The following is a 17,078-nucleotide window of genomic DNA, read 5'->3' as shown; positions in this document are numbered from 1 at the left end:
GCCACCGCCGCCGGGATCAAGCAAGATCAGAAGATCAGGAAGTCGGCATGGGTCAGCGCCGCACCGGTGACACCGCCCTGAAGCGTGGCGATCAGCACGGCGGCACCTGCGCCATTCCCGTCGGCGTCATACCAGATGCTGTTGTCGGTGATGCGGTGCATAAAGCGCACATCGGCAGTGGCCGCGACATTGGTGGTGCCGGCCTGGAAGGCCGCAGCGGCAAGCGCTCCGGCCGTCAAACCGCCGCCGAAGCCCGCCGCGCTGAACTGGAACGCATCATTATTGGCTGCGACATTGGCGAAATCCATGATCGTGTCGCCGCCCTCTCCGGGGTTCAGGTACTGGAATATGTCATTCCCCAGGCCGCCCGCCATGGTATCGGCCCCCAGGCCGCCGCGTAGCAGGTCATTGCCGCCGCGCCCGTGCAGCCAGTCAGTGCCATCTTCGCCGGTCAGCACGTTATTGCCGTTATCACCGGTCAGAATGTCATTTTGCTGCGAGCCAAAGATATTCTCGAACTGGTAATAAAGATCGCCAAGCGCCTGACCGGCATTGGGCCGGCTCAGATCCAGCGCCACGATCACCGAGCCATTGCTGTACCGGAAATCCAGCAGATCCACCCCGGTGCCACCGTTGAAAATCTCGGACTGGCTGGGGTTGCCGATAAAGACATCATTGCCGCTATTGCCAAAGGCAGTGCCATTTAGCACGCCATTGCGATTGTCAAAGACATCATTGACCGAGCTCAGGTCGATGCCGCCGGTGATTTCCCCGCTGTTGCGCAGGGTGGTTGCCGTGAGAAACGGCGCTCTGACCCCGATACTCCCGCCAAAGATCGTGCCGGTATTAAAAATGGTCAGGCTGGTGCCCGAACCGGATGCCTGCCAGCCAAGCCCGTAATAATAGCCCGAAACAGAGCCATGATTGACAAAGGTGAGCGTCCCGCCGGGGGCATCACTCAACACGCTGAGCGCCACGCCGGTCTCACCGCCGGTGACGGTGCCTTCGTTCAGAAAATATCCCTGGCTACCATAGGCCGAAAGCCCCACGGCGGTACCGATCACGCTGGCACCGGGCAGAACGTGAACATAGGTGCCGCTCTGATACGAGGAGTAGCCGGTTCCGATCGCAGTCGTCCCGGCGACCGAGCCTTGCACGAAGATACGTGCATTGTCGCCACTGACCCTGATCGCGACATCATTGTCTGAAAACACGGTCGCTGTGTTCTGGATCAGCAACGAATCTCCGGTCGAGAGCGTGTAGCGGACACCCGATCCGATGCTGGTGGTTCCGAGGATGAAAGGCATGGCCACGTGCTCCTTGCTGAGGCAGGTGAATGAGGAAATGCGCCGAAAATGCAGAGGAATCGCCCGGATGATCCTCCCGGGCGCAAAATCTGTCCATCTGAATTTCAGCCCGCCCCCCTCTCCGCCCCGCCCCCCTCTCCGCCCAGGGCGGTCGGCTGCGCGCAAAAGAAAACCGCTGGCGCCCGGGTGGGGCGCCAGCGGTGTTTTCTGGTACTGTCGGCGGTGTCAGCCGATGATGGCGTTCAGCGTTTTCGAGGGGCGCATCACGGCAGCGGTTTTTGCCGCATCGCCATGGTAATAGCCGCCAAGATCGACCGGCTTGCCACGATCCGCGCGCAGCTCGGCGGTGATGGTGGCCTCGCCTTCGGACAGGGCTTTCGCGATGGGGGCGAATTCCGCAGCCAGTTCGGCGTCGGAATTCTGTTTCGCCAGCGCATCGGCCCAATAAAGCGCGAACCAGAAATGGCTGTCGCGATTGTCGGGCTGACCGGCCTTGCGGCCCGGGCTGCGGTCATGATCCAGGATGCCCTGGGTTGCCTGATCCACGGCTGCGCCAAGGACGCGCGCCTTCTCATTGCCGGTCGCCTCCGCGAGGAAGCTCAGGCTTTCGCCAAGCGCGCAGAATTCACCGAGGCTGTCCCAGCGGAGGTGGTTTTCCTCCATCAGCTGCTGGACATGTTTCGGGGCCGAACCGCCGGCGCCGGTCTCGAACATGCCGCCGCCCTGCATCAGTTTCACGATGGAAAGCATCTTGGCCGAGGTGCCCAGTTCGAGGATCGGGAACAGGTCGGTCAGGTAGTCGCGCAGGACGTTGCCGGTGATCGCGATCGAGTCCTTGCCGGCACGGATGGTTTCAAACGAAAGCCGGGTGGCCTCGCGCGGCGCGAGCACCTGGAACTTCGCCTCGACGCCTTTATCCTTCAGGATCGGGCGAACGTAATTCAGAAGTTCCCGGTCATGGGCGCGGGCCTCATCGAGCCAGAAGATCGCCTGGCAGCCTTCGAGCCGCTGGCGGTCGATGGCCAGCTGCACCCAGTCGAGGATCGCGGCCTTGCGGGTCGAACACAGGCGCCAGATGTCGCCTTTTTCCACCCTATGCTCATGCAGCACATCTCCATTCGCCGCGATGACGCGGATGGTGCCGTCCTCGGGCACCTCGAACGTCGTCGGGTGCGAGCCATATTCCTCGGCCTTTTGTGCCATCAGCCCGATATTCTGCACCGTGCCAGCAGTCGCCGGATCCAGCGCGCCGGTCTCGATGAAATATTTCACGCTTTCATCATAGACGGGGGCATAAGAGGTGTCCGGGATCACGCAGACCGTGTCTGCCTCTTTGCCATCCGGACCCCAGCCCTTGCCGCCCGCACGCAAAAGCGCCGGCATCGAGGCGTCGATGATCACATCCGAGGGCACATGCAGGTTGGTGATGCCCTTGTCTGAATTCACCATGTACAATGGCGGGCGCGCGGCCATCGTGGCATCGACATCGGCAAGGATCGTCTCGCCATCCGGCAGCGCCCTGATCTGGGCCAGCAGGCTGCCAAGCCCGCCATTCGCATCGAGATCGGCCAGGTCCGGGTGTTTCTCGTAAACCGGCTTCAGCCAGGCCTTCACCACATGGCCGAAGATGATCGGGTCCGAGACCTTCATCATCGTGGCTTTCAGATGGACCGAGAACAGGATGCCTTCGGCTTTGGTCTTTTCGATCTCATCCGCCAGAAACGCATCCAGCGCTTTCACCGACATGAAGGTCGCGTCAACCACGGTGCCTTCGGGCAGATTGACGCCCTCTTTCAGCACAGTGACCTTGCCGGAGGCGCCCGACAGTTCGATCTTCACGGGGCCGGCCTGTGCGGCGCTCAGGGTCACCGAGGTTTCGTTGGAGAAGAAATCGCCGCCCGTCATCGCCGCTACACGGGTTTTGCTGTCGCTGGCCCATTTCCCCATCGAATGCGGATGCGCTTTCGCATAATTCTTGACCGCTTTCGCGGCACGGCGGTCGGAATTGCCTTCGCGCAATACCGGGTTCACGGCCGAGCCCTTGATCGCATCGTAACGTGCGCGGATCTCTTTTTCCTCAGCCGTGGCCGGTTCCGCCGGGTAATCCGGCAGGGCGTAGCCCTGGCCCTGGAGTTCCCTGATCGCCGCCACCAGCTGCGGCACCGAGGCAGATACGTTCGGGAGCTTGATCACATTGGCCTCGGGCGTCTTCACCCATTCGCCCAGACCCGCAAGATCATCCGCCTGTTTCTGCGCCGCGGTCAGACGTTCCGGGAAGGCCGAGATGATGCGGCCCGCCAGCGAAATGTCACGGGTTGCAACCGAGATCCCGGCCGCTTTCGCAAAACGCCGGACGATCGGCAGCAGCGAATATGAGGCGAGTTCCGGTGCCTCATCCACTTTGGTGTAAACGATTGCGGGCATTCCCTTGTCGGCCATGGTCGGCTGATCCTCCGTTAGCGATTCACGTCATCCGCCCGGGGCTGAATGGGGCGGTCAATGCCGGGGCCCCGTGCCTTTGGTGCAGCCCTGACGACCCCGCGCCGGAGCTGCCCTGAGAGGGGCAATTCAACTCTGTGCCTCTTCTGGGCGACAGTTGCCGCCGGTGCAACTGTGCAACCGCAGCAAAGGCTGATTTTTCCGTATTTTCGCCGGTTTTGCAGGGCCGGTAAGGCCCTTCAGGGCCTGATTGCCATAACAAGCGCCGGCCTTCCGGCAGAATGTGATCACAACTGCCGGCACAGCGGGGCTTGTGCAAATCCCGACGGGGCCGGAAAACGGATGAAACACCTGTGAGGAGCCCGCCCGGATGCCCGATTCACATGATACCGCCCATTGGGTGATCACACCCCCGCCGCAGCCGGGCCTGTCGGTCCGGGGAACGGATGCGCGTTTTCCCGTGGGGCGCATTTTCTGCATCGGGCGCAATTATGCCGCCCATGCCGTCGAGATGGGCCATGATCCGGATCGCGAGCCGCCGTTCTTCTTTCTCAAAAGCGCGGACAGCATCCTGACCGGGGCCACGATGCCTTATCCGGCTGCGACCAGCGATCTGCATCACGAGGTCGAGCTGGTGGTGGCGCTGTCCAAAGGGGGACGGGATATCCCTGAAAGCGCGGCGCCGGATCATGTCTGGGGCTATGGCATCGGCCTCGACATGACGCGCCGCGACCTCCAGTCCGAGGCGAAAAAGCTCGGCCGGCCCTGGGAGATCGCGAAAAGCTTCGAAAATTCCGCGCCTTGCGGGCCGCTGGTGCCAGTGGCCCTGATCGGTCACCCGGTATCCGGCGCCATCACGCTTGATGTGAATGGCAAGCGCCGCCAGGAGGGCGATCTGAACCAGATGATCTGGAAAGTGCCGGAAATCATCGCGGTGCTGTCGCGGTTCTTCACCCTTCGCCCCGGCGATATCATCATGACCGGCACCCCTGCGGGCGTCGGAGCGGTCGGGCGCGGTGATCTGCTGGTGGCCCATATCGATGGCATCGGGGATCTCACGCTGCGTCTCGCCTGATCGGTGCGAAGACCTGCACGGGCTTTTCTCTGTGGGCGCACTGACCTATGCAGGGCGCATATTCTTCAGGAGGCGCCCGTGATCCCCGATCTTGCAACCCTGTTGCCGCTGGTGGCGCTTTTGTTCGTGGTCGGCGCGCTTGCCGGGATCATTGCCGGGCTTCTGGGCGTTGGCGGCGGCATCGTGCTGGTGCCGGCCTTCTTCTATGTCTTCACCGCGCTTGGCTATGGCGGGCCGCAGGTGATGCAGGTCTGCCTCGCGACCTCGCTGGCAACGATCATCTTCACCTCGATCCGTTCGGTCATGGCGCATAACCGCAAGGGCGCCGTCGACTGGGAGGTGCTGAAGACCTGGGCGCCGGGGATTGTGATCGGCGCGATCCTTGGCATGCTGGCAGCAAGCCAGATGCGATCAGACGCGCTTCAGGCGATTTTCGGCGTGCTGGGAATGGTCGTGGGGCTTTACATGGCCTTTGGCAGGCAAAGCTGGCGCATCGCCGACGCGATGCCGACCGGGCCGGTGCGTGCCGCGCAATCCTCGGTGCTCGGCTTTCTGTCCGTGCTGATGGGGATCGGCGGCGGATCCTTTGGCGTGCCGCTGATGACGCTTTACGGCGTGCCGATCCACCGCGCTGTGGCGACGGCGTCGGGCTTTGGCATCACCATCGCGGTGCCGTCGGTGATCGGGTTTCTGTTCATGCCGCTGGACCCGGCCACGCGCCCGCCGCTGACGCTCGGCGCGGTGAACCTGCCGGCCTTCGCCGTGGTGATCGGCATCACCATGGTCACCACCAGCTATGGGGTGAAACTGGCACATGCGATGGACCCGAGGCCGCTGAAACGTATTTTCGCGGTCTTCCTGATCCTTGTCGCGGCCAATATGCTGCGCAAGGCGCTTGGCTGGTAAGGGCAGAAACCTTCCCCCTGGGGTAAGCTGCCGCATTGCCAGGCCCCTGCGGATCGGGCATCTTGCCGCCCGATGACTCGGAACCTTATCCAGAAGCTGACCGGGGCGATGATCGCCTGCCTCATGGTTCTTGCCATGACGGTAACGGCCTATGCGCATAAGGTGCCGGCGGGCGGTGATCTCGCCATGCGCAATTTCATCATGGCGGGCGGCAATCTCAACGAGCTTTGCGGCGATGGCATCTTCGCGCCGGGCGACTGTCCGCTGTGCCGGCTGAGCGATACGGCCACAGTGCCCGAGCCGCCTGCGGGTCTGTCAGAAATCACCTATCGCTTTGTTCTGGCGCTGGAGCCGGTGCCTCCGGCCCCCATTCGCGCAGCGTTCGCCTGGTCGATCCCCGAGGCGCGCGGCCCCCCATCCATCTGAGAGCGGATGTCTTGCCACCGGCAGATGCCGGTTACCCCTCTGATGGAAAACGGAACAGAACGATGAAAATTCTCAGCGCGGCTCTGGCTGCAATCATGATCTCGGGCGTGGTCTCGGGTGCGGCTTTCGCACATGGCTTCAAGGGCGGCGATCTTGAAATCGGCCATCCCTATATCCCGACCCCGCCCGCTGTGGCGAAAACTGCGGGGGGCTTTCTCAGGATCACCAATACCGGGACCGAACCCGACCGGCTGATCGGGGTCGAAAGCGATCTGGCCGAAAAGACCGAGCTGCATGTGACAGACATGGATGCGAATGGCGTCACCACGATGAACCATGTGCCGGTGCTGGAAATCCCCGCCGGTGAGACCATCGCGCTGGAGCGTGGCGGTTATCACATCATGTTCATGGGTCTGAAGCAGAGCCTGAAAAAAGGCGAAATGGTTCCCGGCACCCTGGTCTTTGAACGGGCGGGCCGGATCGATGTGGAATTCTCGATCGACGAACCGAAAGAGGCCGAGGATCATAGCGGTCACTGACCGGGACCCAGGGATTGGCCCGGGCAAAAGACAAAGGGCGGGTGCCATGCACCCGCCCTTTGCTATTTCTGCGGGAAGTAGAGGGGTCAGGCGTGGATCGCGCCAAGGCCGCAGGCCAGCGCCGCTTCGCGCACCGCTTCGGAATAGGTCGGATGGGCGTGGCAGGTCAGCGCCAGATCCTGCGCCGAGGCGCCGAATTCCATCGCGACACAGACTTCATGGATCAGATCGCCCGCACCAGGCCCGATGATATGACAGCCGAGAATGCGGTCGGTATCCTTATCGGCCAGCAGCTTGACGAAACCATCCGCCTGGAACACCGCCTTGGCGCGGGCATTGCCCATGAAGGGGAATTTGCCCACTTTATAAGCGCGGCCTTCCTCTTTCAGCTGCTCTTCGGTCTTGCCAACGCTGGCGACTTCGGGCGTCGAATAGACCACGCCGGGGATCACGCCGTAATTCACATGGCCCGCCTTGCCGGCGATAACCTCGGCGACCGCCATGCCCTCATCCTCGGCCTTATGGGCGAGCATCGGGCCGGGAACCGCGTCCCCAATGGCATAGATGCCCGGGACCGAGGTCTGCCAGTGCTCGTCGACCTTGATCTGGCCGCGCGGCAGGATCTCGACCCCGAGGGCCCCGAGGCCCAGCCCGTCGGTAAAGGGTTTGCGCCCGGTGGCGACGAGGACGACATCGGCCTCGATCTCGCCCGCCGAATCGTTCTTCTTCAGCTTCCAGGCGACTTTCGCGCCTTTCTTCGTGCGCTCCACCACCTGGACGGCGGCACCGAGCACGAATTTGAACCCTTGTTTCGTAAGGATTTTCTGGAAGCTTTTCGCCACCTCGGCATCCATGCCGGGGGTGATCGTGTCGAGATATTCGACCACGGTCACTTCGGCGCCGAGACGGGCATAGACTGAGCCCATTTCCAGCCCGATGACGCCGGCGCCGATCACGACCATGCTTTTCGGGATCTTCGGCAGCGCGAGCGCACCGGTCGAGGTGACAATGACCTGTTCGTCGATGGTGATGCCCGGCAGGACCGAGGGCACCGAGCCGGTGGCGATGATGATGTTTTTCGCGGTATGGACCTCATCGCCGACCTTGACCTGACCGGCGGCAGGGATCGAGCCCCAGCCCTTCAGCCAGGTCACCTTGTTCTTTTTGAAGAGGAATTCGATCCCCTTCGTGTTTCCGGTCACCACGTCATCCTTGTAGCGCAGCATCCGTTCCCAGTCGACTTTGGGATTGGCACCCATCAGGCCCATTTTCTCGAAGTTCTCATGAACCTCGTGCAGCTGGTGCGTGGCATTCAGCAGCGCTTTCGACGGAATGCAGCCGATGTTCAGGCAGGTGCCGCCAAGGGTTTCACGCCCTTCGACACAGGCGGTTTTCAGGCCAAGTTGCGCGGCATGGATCGCGGCCACATAGCCGCCGGGGCCGCCGCCGATCACGATAACGTCGAAATCTGCCATGGGTGGTTTCCTTGTGCTGGCGGAGAGCCGGGGGCTGCCTGCCCCCGGACCCCCGGGGATATTTAAGGACAGAAAATCAGAACAGGATTTTCACGACCTGGAGGATCAGCGGAAGCGGGTCCGCGAGTGCGAGTAAGCAGAAAAGCCAGGACTGACCTGGTTCGACCATTTCCATCCTGGCACCTCAGGTTCCGGCGAAGAGCGCGATACCTGCGAGCAGGATCGTGGCGAGAAATCCGGCCAGCCAGATCACCGAACGCCAGGGCGACCAGGCCAGGGCATAGGCGGGGATATAGGCGAGGCGGGCGAGGACATAGACCCAGGCCGCGATGGCGGTCAGCGCGGAAGTCTTTCCCGCGATCACCACCACCAGCACCAATGGTGCAAACATCGCGAGCCCTTCGAACCCGTTCGCCACCGCGCGGCGCAGCCTGCCGAGGCGCGGCGACATTTCCGGGCTTTTGTCGCGGGGGCCGGCATTGTAGCGCAGCCCCAGTTCACGGTTCATTTGCGCGCCGGCGATGCCGATGGCTGCGGCCTGCAACAGGATGGCGATCACCAGGGCGCTGAGCTCGGATGTCATCCTGCGGTCCTGAGAAATTCGGCCGAGGAGATATGGCCAAGCGCCTTTTGCGCTTTCAGCCATTCCTCTGCCGCCGCCGGATCATTGACCTGGAAGAGAAACAGGCGGCTGCCATTCTCGCCGGCCCAGATTTGCAGCTGGGTCAGGCCGGTATCCCCGAAAGCCGGGTCATGGCCGGTGAAGGCGGTGGAGCTGGTGCGGATAAGGGCTTGTTGCATGCTGGGTCTCCGTCTCCCTGCGGGCGGCGGTATGCCGCGCCTCGTCAGAGAAAGCGGGCGGAGCCTGGTTCGGTTCCGCCCGCGGCAGGCGATTGCGGGATTTTGCGCCGGTCAGAGATCCATCAGCAGGCGGCGCGGGTCTTCCAGCGCCTCTTTGACGCGGACGAGGAAGGTCACGGCGCCTTTGCCGTCGACGATGCGGTGATCATAGGAAAGCGCCAGATACATCATCGGGCGGATCACGATCTGGCCGCCCACGACGACCGGGCGGTCCTGGATCTTGTGCATGCCGAGGATCCCGGATTGCGGCGGGTTCAGGATCGGCGAGGACATCAGCGAGCCGTAAACACCGCCATTCGAGATGGTGAAAGAGCCGCCCTGCATTTCTGCCATGGTCAGCTTGCCGTCCCGGGCGCGCAGGCCAAGCTCGGCGATCTTTTTCTCGATCGCGGCAAAGCCCATCTGGTCGGCGTCACGCACCACCGGCACGACAAGGCCCGTCGGCGTCCCGACCGCCACGCCCATATGGACATAGTTTTTATAGACGACATCGGTGCCGTCGATCTCGGCATTGACCTCGGGCACTTCTTTCAGCGCGTGGGTGCAGGCCTTAACGAAGAAGGACATGAAGCCGAGCTTGACGCCGTGCTTTTTCTCGAACTGGTCCTTGTATTCACTGCGGAGCTGCATGATCCCCGACATATCCACCTCATTATAGGTGGTCAGCATGGCGGCGGTGTTCTGCGCGTCTTTCAACCGGCGCGCGATGGTCTGGCGCAGGCGGGTCATCTTGACACGCTCTTCACGGGCAGCGTCATCGGCGGGCACAGGCGCGCGCGGGATCGCGGCGGGCGCGGGCGCAGGCGCGACAGCGGCGGCCGCAGCGCCCGGGGCACCGGCCACGGCACGCGCCACGTCTTCCTTCATCACCCGGCCATCCTTGCCGGAGGCCTGGACCTGGTCGCGGGTGAGCCCGGCTTCGGCCATGGCTTTCTTCGCCGAGGGCGCGTCTTCGACATCCTTGCCTGCCGGGGCGGGCGCGGCTTTCGGGGCCTCCGCTTTGGCAGCGGGGGCTGCAGGGGCGGCGCCGGCGGCACCTTCGCTCACGATTGCGAGACGCGCATTGGCGGCGACGGTCTCGCCTTCCTGGGCGATGATCTCGACCAGAACGCCGGCCACGGGCGAGGGGACCTCGACCGAAACCTTGTCGGTTTCGAGTTCGCAAAGCATCTCGTCCTGGGCCACCGTGTCACCGACCTTTTTGAACCAGGTGGAAACGGTTGCCTCGGACACGGATTCACCGAGCGCGGGGACCATTACGTCAGTCATCTTCTCAACTCCTTAGCCCCCTTGGTCTGGCGGGCATCAGTCAGATTTCGATTTCCCCGCGCGCGACCCGCGCGGGAGGAAATTCAGTCAGCAAGCGCCGCAGCGACCAGGGCGGTCTGTTCGGTCTTATGACGCGAGGCGAGACCAGTCGCGGGCGAGGCCGAAGCCACGCGGCCCGCATAGGCCGGGCGGGTGGTGGTGCCGCGCACACGGGTCAGCAGCTGCTCCAGCTCCGGTTCGATGAAGGACCAGGCGCCTTGGTTCTTCGGCTCTTCCTGGCACCAGACGAAATCGGCATTGGCGAAACGCGCCAGTTCGATCTGCAGGGCCACAGTCGGGACCGGGTAGATCTGTTCCAGGCGCAGCAGGTAGACGTCATCGAGACCGCGCGCATCGCGTTCCGCGAGCAGGTCGTAATAGACCTTGCCCGAAGAGATCACCACGCGGCGGATCTTGTCATCGGCCTGCAGTTTCGTTTCCGAATTGCCCTTCTGCGCATCGTCCCACAACACGCGGTGGAAGGTCGATCCATCGGTGAAATCCTCGGCCTTCGAGATCGCCATCGGGTGGCGCAGCAAGGATTTCGGCGTCATCAGGATCAGCGGTTTGCGGAAATCGCGATGCAGCTGGCGGCGCAGGATGTGGAAATAGTTCGCGGGCGTGGTGCAGTTCGCGACGATCCAGTTTTCCTCGGCCGAGAGCTGGAGGAAGCGTTCCAGACGCGCGGAAGAGTGTTCCGGCCCCTGGCCCTCGAACCCATGCGGCAAGAGAACCACAAGACCCGACATCCGGAGCCATTTGCTCTCGCCCGAGTTCACGAACTGGTCGAACATGATCTGCGCGCCATTGGCGAAATCGCCGAATTGCGCTTCCCAGAGCGTCAGGGCGTTCGGCTCTGACAGCGAATAGCCATATTCGAACCCAAGGACCGCATATTCCGAGAGCATCGAATCGATGACCTCATAGCGGGCCTGGCCGGCGCGGATATGGTTCAGCGGGTAGTAACGTTCCTCGGTCGACTGGTCGACAATGCCGGAATGGCGCTGCGAGAAGGTGCCGCGGGTGCAGTCCTGGCCCGAGAGACGGACCGGGAAGCCCTCGACCTGAAGCGAGCCGAAGGCCAGTGCCTCGGCGGTGGCCCAGTCAAAGCCCTCGCCGGTCTCGAACATCTTCTTCTTGGCCTCAAGCAGGCGGGTAACCGTCTTATGGGCGTCAAAGCCGTCGGGCAGGCGGGTCAGCGCGGTGCCGATTTCCTGGAGCGTCTCTGGTTTGATCCAGGTCTCGCCACGCTGATAGTTATCAGCACCGGGCCGGCTCATGGATTTCCAGCGCCCGTCCAGCCAGTCGGCCTTGTTCGGCTTATATTCCTTACCGGCCTCGAATTCCTCATTCAGATGAGCCTGGAAGGCGGCTTTCATATCCTCGATTTCCCCCTCGGGGATGAGGCCGTCTTTCACCAGCCGCTCGGTATAAAGCTGCAAAGTGGTCTTTTGCTTGCGGATGTTTTTATACATCGCCGGGTTGGTGAACATCGGCTCGTCGCCTTCGTTGTGACCAAAGCGGCGGTAGCAGAAGATGTCCAGAACCACGTCCTTGTGGAATTTCTGGCGGAACTCGGTCGCAATACGCGCGGCATGGACCACGGCTTCGGGGTCATCCCCGTTCACGTGGAAGATCGGCGCTTCGACCATCAGCGCGATATCGGTCGGATAGGGCGAGGTGCGCGAGAAATGCGGTGCGGTCGTAAACCCGATCTGGTTGTTCACGATGATATGGATACAGCCGCCGGTGCGGTGGCCCCGGATGCCCGAGAGTTGCAGACATTCCGCCACCACGCCCTGGCCCGCGAAAGCCGCGTCGCCATGCAGCAGGATCGGCAGCACGGCCACACGCTCGGCCACGTCATTCAACTGGTCCTGTTTCGCGCGGACCTTGCCGAGGACGACGGGGTTCACGGCCTCGAGGTGCGAGGGGTTCGCGGTCAGCGAGACGTGGACGGTATTGCCGTCAAAGGTGCGGTCCGAGGAGGCGCCGAGATGGTATTTCACATCGCCCGAGCCATCGACATCCTCGGGCTTAAAGCTGCCCCCCTGGAATTCGTTGAAAATGGCGCGGTAGGGTTTCGCCAGCACATTCGCCAGGATGTTCAGCCGGCCCCGGTGGGGCATGCCGATGACGATATCCTTGACACCCAGCTGACCGCCGCGTTTGAAGATCTGCTCCATAGCGGGGATCAGGGCTTCGCCGCCATCAAGGCCGAACCGCTTGGTGCCCATGTATTTCACATGGAGGAATTTCTCATAGCCCTCGGCCTCGACGAGCTTGTTGAGGATCGCGCGGCGGCCTTCACGGGTGAAGGCGATTTCTTTGCCATAGCCCTCGATCCGCTCTTTCAGCCAGGAGGCTTCCTCGGGGTTCGAGATATGCATGTATTGCAGCGCGAAAGTGCCGCAATAGGTGCGCTTCAGGATATCGGTGATCTGGCGCATCGAGGCATGGGTCAGCCCGAGCACATTATCAAGGAAGATCGGCCGGTCGAGATCCGCTTCGGAAAAGCCATAAGATGCCGGATCAAGCTCCGGGTGGTTGCTCTCATCGCGCATGTTCAGCGGGTCGAGATCGGCGGCGAGGTGGCCGCGGATCCGGTAGGCGCGGATGATCATCAGCGCGCGGATGGAATCGATCACGGCGCGCTGCAGCTGCGCCTCGGTCAGATTGACGCCCTGATCCTGCGCCTTGGCCGCGATTTTCGATCCCGCAGCCTTCGCATCTTTCGCCTGAGACGCCGGCCATTCGCCGGTCAGTGCGGCAGTCAGATCGTCCACCGGCTGTGGCGGCCAGTCCGCGCGCGCCCAGGACGGGCCGGCGGCGGCCTTTCTCGCATCCGCCTCGCTGTCACCAAGCGCGCGGAAGAATTCAGCCCAGGCGGCATCGACCGAATTCGGGTCAGCAGCATAGCGCGCCTGAAGCTGGTCGATGTAATCGGCATTGGCCCCGTCCATGAAAGACGAGGCATTGAAAGCGGCGGTGGGGGACTGGTCGGTCATGACTGGACCTCGGAGGAGTTGGGACCGTAACGGTTGGGACCGGGCGAGGATAGCAGTGCCATATGCCCGAAGAGAGAGGCACCGGAGAACGCACCGGCAAGAAAAGAAAGGCAGGTCAGCGCAAGGACCAGCAGCAAAAGCGGGCCATAGAACAGGAAGAAGCCAAAGCCGCCGGGACCATCCAGCAGGGCAAGGGTTGCCATGAACGAGCCGAAGAACCCGTCGCCCAGGTTGAGGCTGATCAGAAACACAACCAGCAGGCCCATCGGCAGCCGCATATCCGCAGGATCGGTGTTGCTGTCGGCCAGCCTGCGGCTTGTGACGGCGGCAAGCGGCAAAAGCGTGAATGCCGCAAGGCCGAGGCTTTGTGGCACAGTTATATCCGGCACGGCACCACGCAGCAGCGCGAATGCTGTCAGGGGCAGCGCAAGGCCTGGCAGCAGGAACAACCAGTATTCAGAGCGGGAAGCCCGCCCCGAAAACCGGAAAGACCGCAGGAAGCCGGTCTTTATGGCCTGCGCCAGTCGCATGATCAGCCCTTGATCGCTTTCAGCACAGCCTCGCCCAACGTCGCGGGGCTGTCTGCCACCACGATGCCTGCGCTCAGCATGGCCTCGATTTTCGATTCCGCATCGCCTTTGCCGCCCGCCACAATGGCGCCGGCATGGCCCATCCGGCGGCCCGGAGGGGCGGTGCGGCCCGCGATAAAGCCGGCGGTCGGCTTCCAGCGGCCTTTCTTCTTCTCGTCTGCCAGGAATTGCGCAGCTTCCTCTTCGGCGGAACCACCGATTTCGCCGATCATGATGATCGAATGGGTCTCAGGATCCGCGAGGAACATTTCCAAAACGTCAAGATGCTCGGTGCCCTTGATCGGGTCGCCGCCGATGCCCACTGCCGAAGACTGGCCGAGGCCGACATCGGTGGTTTGCTTCACCGCTTCATAGGTAAGCGTGCCCGAACGTGACACAACCCCGACCGAGCCGACCGAGAAGATATTCCCCGGCATGATGCCGATCTTGCATTGCGAGGGCGTCATGACGCCCGGGCAGTTCGGCCCGATCAGACGCGATTTCGAGTTAATCAGTGCGCGCTTCACCTTCATCATGTCGAGAACCGGGATGCCCTCGGTGATCGCCACGATCAGCGGGATCTCGGCATCGATCGCTTCGAGAATCGAATCTGCTGCGAAGGGCGGCGGCACATAGATCACGGTTGCATCGGCGCCGGTCTTTTCGACCGCATCATGGACCGAATCGAAGACCGGCAGACCGAGGTGGCTTGAACCACCTTTGCCCGGGGTCACACCGCCGACCATTTTCGTGCCATAGGCAATCGCCTGCTCGGTGTGGAAGGTGCCCTGCGAGCCGGTGATGCCCTGGCAGATGACCTTGGTGGTATTGTTGATCAGAACGGCCATCCGGGCCTCCTTGAGGGTAACTTTTTGCAGATGTCGGCCTGGACGGACCAGGAGGACGCATGTTCTTCGCCTTTGCCCGGCCCGTCTGAGGCCGGGATTACTTTGCGGTGCCGACCGCGATCATGGCGGCATTGCCCGCCTGATACATTTCGTATTTCGCATCATAGCTGTTGCCTGTGGCCGTGCGGCTGTCGCGGCTCGGGCAGGTGATGGTGATGTCGCGCCCGTCGACACGGCCCGCCTTTGCCATCGCCGCCTGCTCCTCGCAGACGGTGACGGGGTCGTTCTCCGGCGTCGCGTAACCGCCGCTGCACGCCGCAAGGGCGGACAGAAGAACAAAAGCTGGCACGGTCAGTCTGATGCGCATCCGGGTGCTTCCTTACTGTAAACTCATTCTGCGGGTCCTGACCCGGAGGGCCACTAATCGGTCTGGGCCCACATGAAACTCACGCCACTGCTGTCCGCGGACGTACAGACGGGGTCATTGCCCGAAGAGGTGACTTCGGCCCGCAGGCCGTCATTCTGCAGATCGAACGAGAGACAGCCGTCTTCGCCGGTTTCTTCCACCGCCGTCTGCCCCGCCGCCGCGATGACCCCGGACAAAAGCGCCGCAGCCCGGTCAGAACCGATGGTTTCCGATTGCACGAGGCAATAGCCGCCATCGCTCCAGGTCAGGGCATAAATTTCCTCGGGGCCGGCGATCTCAGAGAAACCGGCCTCGTCATCGGTTTCGACATCCCAGCCTGCGGCCCGGAACGCCTCGGTCGCCTGATTGCCGGCGCCGCCAAGCGACAGACAGGTGGCATAGGCGGCCTGCAAAAGATCCTCGCCCTGCGCGGTCGCGAGCGCCGCAGCGGGCGCAGTGTTCCCGGCCAGTGCAGGCCGCGCCACCGGGGCGAGAAGCAGTGTGAAAGCCAGAAGAAAGCGGATCATGGCGCGGCTCATTCCTCCAGGTCGATTATGACGACAGACGTGCTGCCCTCATCCTCATGGCCCTGCCGTTCCCAGCCTGCCCTGTCGAAACCGGCGATCAGCATGGCCCCGGCGAAAGCCGGGGTGCTGGCGCAGGCTTCAGCGCAAAGGGCAAGGTTTCGGGCCATCGCGCGCATCGGGATCAGCCCTTGACCGCCTTGACGATCTTTTCTGCGGCATCCGACAGGTCGTCGGCGGCGATCACATTCAGACCGCTGTCATTGATGATCTTCTTGCCAAGATCGACATTGGTGCCTTCAAGACGCACCACCAGCGGCACCTTCAGCCCGACCTCTTTCACCGCCGCAATCACGCCCTCGGCGATGATGTCGCAGCGCATGATGCCGCCGAAGATATTCACGAGGATGCCTTTGACGTTCGGATCCGAGGTGATGATCTTGAAAGCCTCGGTCACTTTCTCTTTGGTGGCACCGCCACCAACATCAAGGAAGTTCGCCGGTTCCGCGCCGTAAAGCTTAATGATGTCCATCGTCGCCATGGCAAGGCCTGCGCCATTCACCATGCAGCCGATTTCCCCATCAAGCGCGATATAGTTCAGATCGAATTTCGACGCTTCGAGTTCCTTCGGATCTTCTTCGGATTCGTCGCGCAGCGCGGCGATATCGGCATGGCGGTAGATCGCATTGCCGTCAAAGCCCATCTTGGCATCAAGCAGCTTGAGATTGCCATCGGTCATCACGACCAGCGGGTTGATCTCGAGCATATCCATGTCTTTGTCGATGAAGAGCTTATAGAGGTTCTTCACGATGCCGACGGCCTGCTTGACCTGGGCGCCCTTCAGGCCAAGCGCGAAAGCGACGCGGCGGCCATGGAAATCCTGCAGCCCGGTGGCCGGATCGACGGTGATGGTGTGGATTTTCTCAGGTGTCGAATGGGCGACCTCTTCGATATCCATGCCGCCCTCGGTCGAGGCCACGATCGAAATGCGCGAAGTCTGGCGGTCGATCAGCAGCGCAAGATACAGCTCGCGCTCGATGTCGGAGCCGTCTTCGATATAGATGCGGTTGACCTGTTTGCCAGCCGGGCCGGTCTGGATCGTGACCAGCGTGCGCCCGAGCATCTGACGCGCGAATTCAGCGGCTTCTTCCACCGATTTCGCGAGCCGCACGCCGCCCTTGTCGCCGGCTTCCGGCTCCACGAACTTGCCCTTGCCGCGACCGCCGGCATGGATCTGCGATTTTACGACCCAGAGCGGCCCGTCCAGCTCGCCTGCGGCGGTCTTGGCGTCTTCCGCTTTCAGGACGACACGCCCATCGGAAACCGGGATGCCATAGGACCGGAGAAGCGCCTTGGCCTGATATTCGTGGATGTTCATGGGGCCGTA

At 62.5% G+C, this 17,078-nt stretch carries 17 protein-coding genes; 4 read left to right on the top strand and 13 right to left on the bottom strand.

The genetic code is table 11. The annotated features are described in order from the left end of the window. Positions 1–26: 26 nt before the first annotated feature. Both JC607_RS06280 and JC607_RS06275 read right to left on the bottom strand, forming a co-directional pair. On the bottom strand, positions 27–1,307 hold the full coding sequence (locus JC607_RS06280; protein WP_198836091.1) for a calcium-binding protein: 1,281 nt from the start codon (positions 1,305–1,307) through the stop codon (positions 27–29). Positions 1,308–1,532: 225 nt separating this feature from the next. Then, positions 1,533–3,746 carry an NADP-dependent isocitrate dehydrogenase gene (locus JC607_RS06275; RefSeq protein ID WP_198836090.1) on the bottom strand — a complete coding sequence of 738 codons (2,214 nt, stop codon included), beginning with the start codon at positions 3,744–3,746 and terminating at the stop codon, positions 1,533–1,535. 370 nt (positions 3,747–4,116) lie between these two features. Here JC607_RS06275 and JC607_RS06270 point away from each other — a divergent pair, with 370 nt between their 5' ends. The 4 genes from JC607_RS06270 (at position 4,117) to JC607_RS06255 (ending at position 6,692) form a co-directional block, all read left to right on the top strand. Then, a complete protein-coding gene (locus JC607_RS06270; RefSeq protein WP_198836089.1) occupies positions 4,117–4,821 on the top strand; it encodes a fumarylacetoacetate hydrolase family protein in 705 nt (234 codons plus the stop codon). 81 nt (positions 4,822–4,902) lie between these two features. Then, positions 4,903–5,727 carry a sulfite exporter TauE/SafE family protein gene (locus JC607_RS06265; protein ID WP_198836123.1) on the top strand — a complete coding sequence of 275 codons (825 nt, stop codon included), beginning with the start codon at positions 4,903–4,905 and terminating at the stop codon, positions 5,725–5,727. A gap of 72 nt (positions 5,728–5,799) precedes the next feature. Beyond that, complete coding sequence (locus JC607_RS06260) at positions 5,800–6,153, top strand: hypothetical protein (RefSeq protein WP_198836088.1); 354 nt, start codon at positions 5,800–5,802, stop codon at positions 6,151–6,153. A gap of 62 nt (positions 6,154–6,215) precedes the next feature. Then, entirely contained in the window at positions 6,216–6,692 is a 477-nt protein-coding gene (locus JC607_RS06255; RefSeq protein ID WP_198836087.1) for a copper chaperone PCu(A)C, read from the top strand. Between the two features lie 86 nt (positions 6,693–6,778). On the opposite strand, the gene lpdA is transcribed toward JC607_RS06255, so the two are convergent. From lpdA to sucC, 11 genes are all read right to left on the bottom strand, one after another. Further along, the gene (gene lpdA, locus JC607_RS06250; RefSeq protein WP_198836086.1) at positions 6,779–8,167 is read right to left on the bottom strand and encodes a dihydrolipoyl dehydrogenase; all 1,389 of its coding nucleotides are present in this window, start codon (positions 8,165–8,167) and stop codon (positions 6,779–6,781) included. Positions 8,168–8,351: 184 nt separating this feature from the next. Further along, positions 8,352–8,750: an MAPEG family protein gene (locus JC607_RS06245; RefSeq protein ID WP_198836085.1), complete on the bottom strand. Its 399-nt coding sequence runs from the start codon at positions 8,748–8,750 to the stop codon at positions 8,352–8,354. Beyond that, positions 8,747–8,968, bottom strand: coding sequence for a hypothetical protein (locus JC607_RS06240; protein WP_198836084.1), 222 nt, complete (start codon positions 8,966–8,968; stop codon positions 8,747–8,749). Before JC607_RS06240 ends, JC607_RS06245 begins: the two co-directional genes overlap by 4 nt. A 111-nt stretch (positions 8,969–9,079) precedes the next feature. After that, a complete protein-coding gene (gene odhB / locus JC607_RS06235) occupies positions 9,080–10,297 on the bottom strand; it encodes a 2-oxoglutarate dehydrogenase complex dihydrolipoyllysine-residue succinyltransferase (RefSeq protein ID WP_233092702.1) in 1,218 nt (405 codons plus the stop codon). Between the two features lie 83 nt (positions 10,298–10,380). After that, positions 10,381–13,344 (bottom strand): 2-oxoglutarate dehydrogenase E1 component, encoded by a 2,964-nt coding sequence (locus JC607_RS06230; protein ID WP_198836083.1) that lies wholly within the window; start codon positions 13,342–13,344, stop codon positions 10,381–10,383. After that, positions 13,341–13,874, bottom strand: a complete 534-nt coding sequence (locus JC607_RS06225) for a DUF805 domain-containing protein (RefSeq protein WP_198836082.1) — start codon at positions 13,872–13,874, stop codon at positions 13,341–13,343. Before JC607_RS06225 ends, JC607_RS06230 begins: the two co-directional genes overlap by 4 nt. A 2-nt stretch (positions 13,875–13,876) precedes the next feature. Then, positions 13,877–14,761 carry a succinate--CoA ligase subunit alpha gene (sucD, locus tag JC607_RS06220; RefSeq protein WP_198836081.1) on the bottom strand — a complete coding sequence of 295 codons (885 nt, stop codon included), beginning with the start codon at positions 14,759–14,761 and terminating at the stop codon, positions 13,877–13,879. Positions 14,762–14,858: 97 nt separating this feature from the next. After that, positions 14,859–15,128: a hypothetical protein gene (locus JC607_RS06215; RefSeq protein WP_198836080.1), complete on the bottom strand. Its 270-nt coding sequence runs from the start codon at positions 15,126–15,128 to the stop codon at positions 14,859–14,861. A gap of 53 nt (positions 15,129–15,181) precedes the next feature. After that, positions 15,182–15,694, bottom strand: coding sequence for a hypothetical protein (locus tag JC607_RS06210; RefSeq protein WP_198836079.1), 513 nt, complete (start codon positions 15,692–15,694; stop codon positions 15,182–15,184). 8 nt (positions 15,695–15,702) lie between these two features. Then, a complete protein-coding gene (locus tag JC607_RS06205; protein ID WP_198836078.1) occupies positions 15,703–15,861 on the bottom strand; it encodes a hypothetical protein in 159 nt (52 codons plus the stop codon). A gap of 14 nt (positions 15,862–15,875) precedes the next feature. Continuing rightward, positions 15,876–17,069: an ADP-forming succinate--CoA ligase subunit beta gene (sucC, locus tag JC607_RS06200; RefSeq protein WP_092901045.1), complete on the bottom strand. Its 1,194-nt coding sequence runs from the start codon at positions 17,067–17,069 to the stop codon at positions 15,876–15,878. Between the last annotated feature and the right edge of the window lie 9 nt (positions 17,070–17,078).

Source organism: Paracoccus sp. IB05 (assembly GCF_016405985.1).
Classification (GTDB): domain Bacteria; phylum Pseudomonadota; class Alphaproteobacteria; order Rhodobacterales; family Rhodobacteraceae; genus Pseudogemmobacter.
This window is presented reverse-complemented; position numbering and strand designations above follow the sequence as displayed.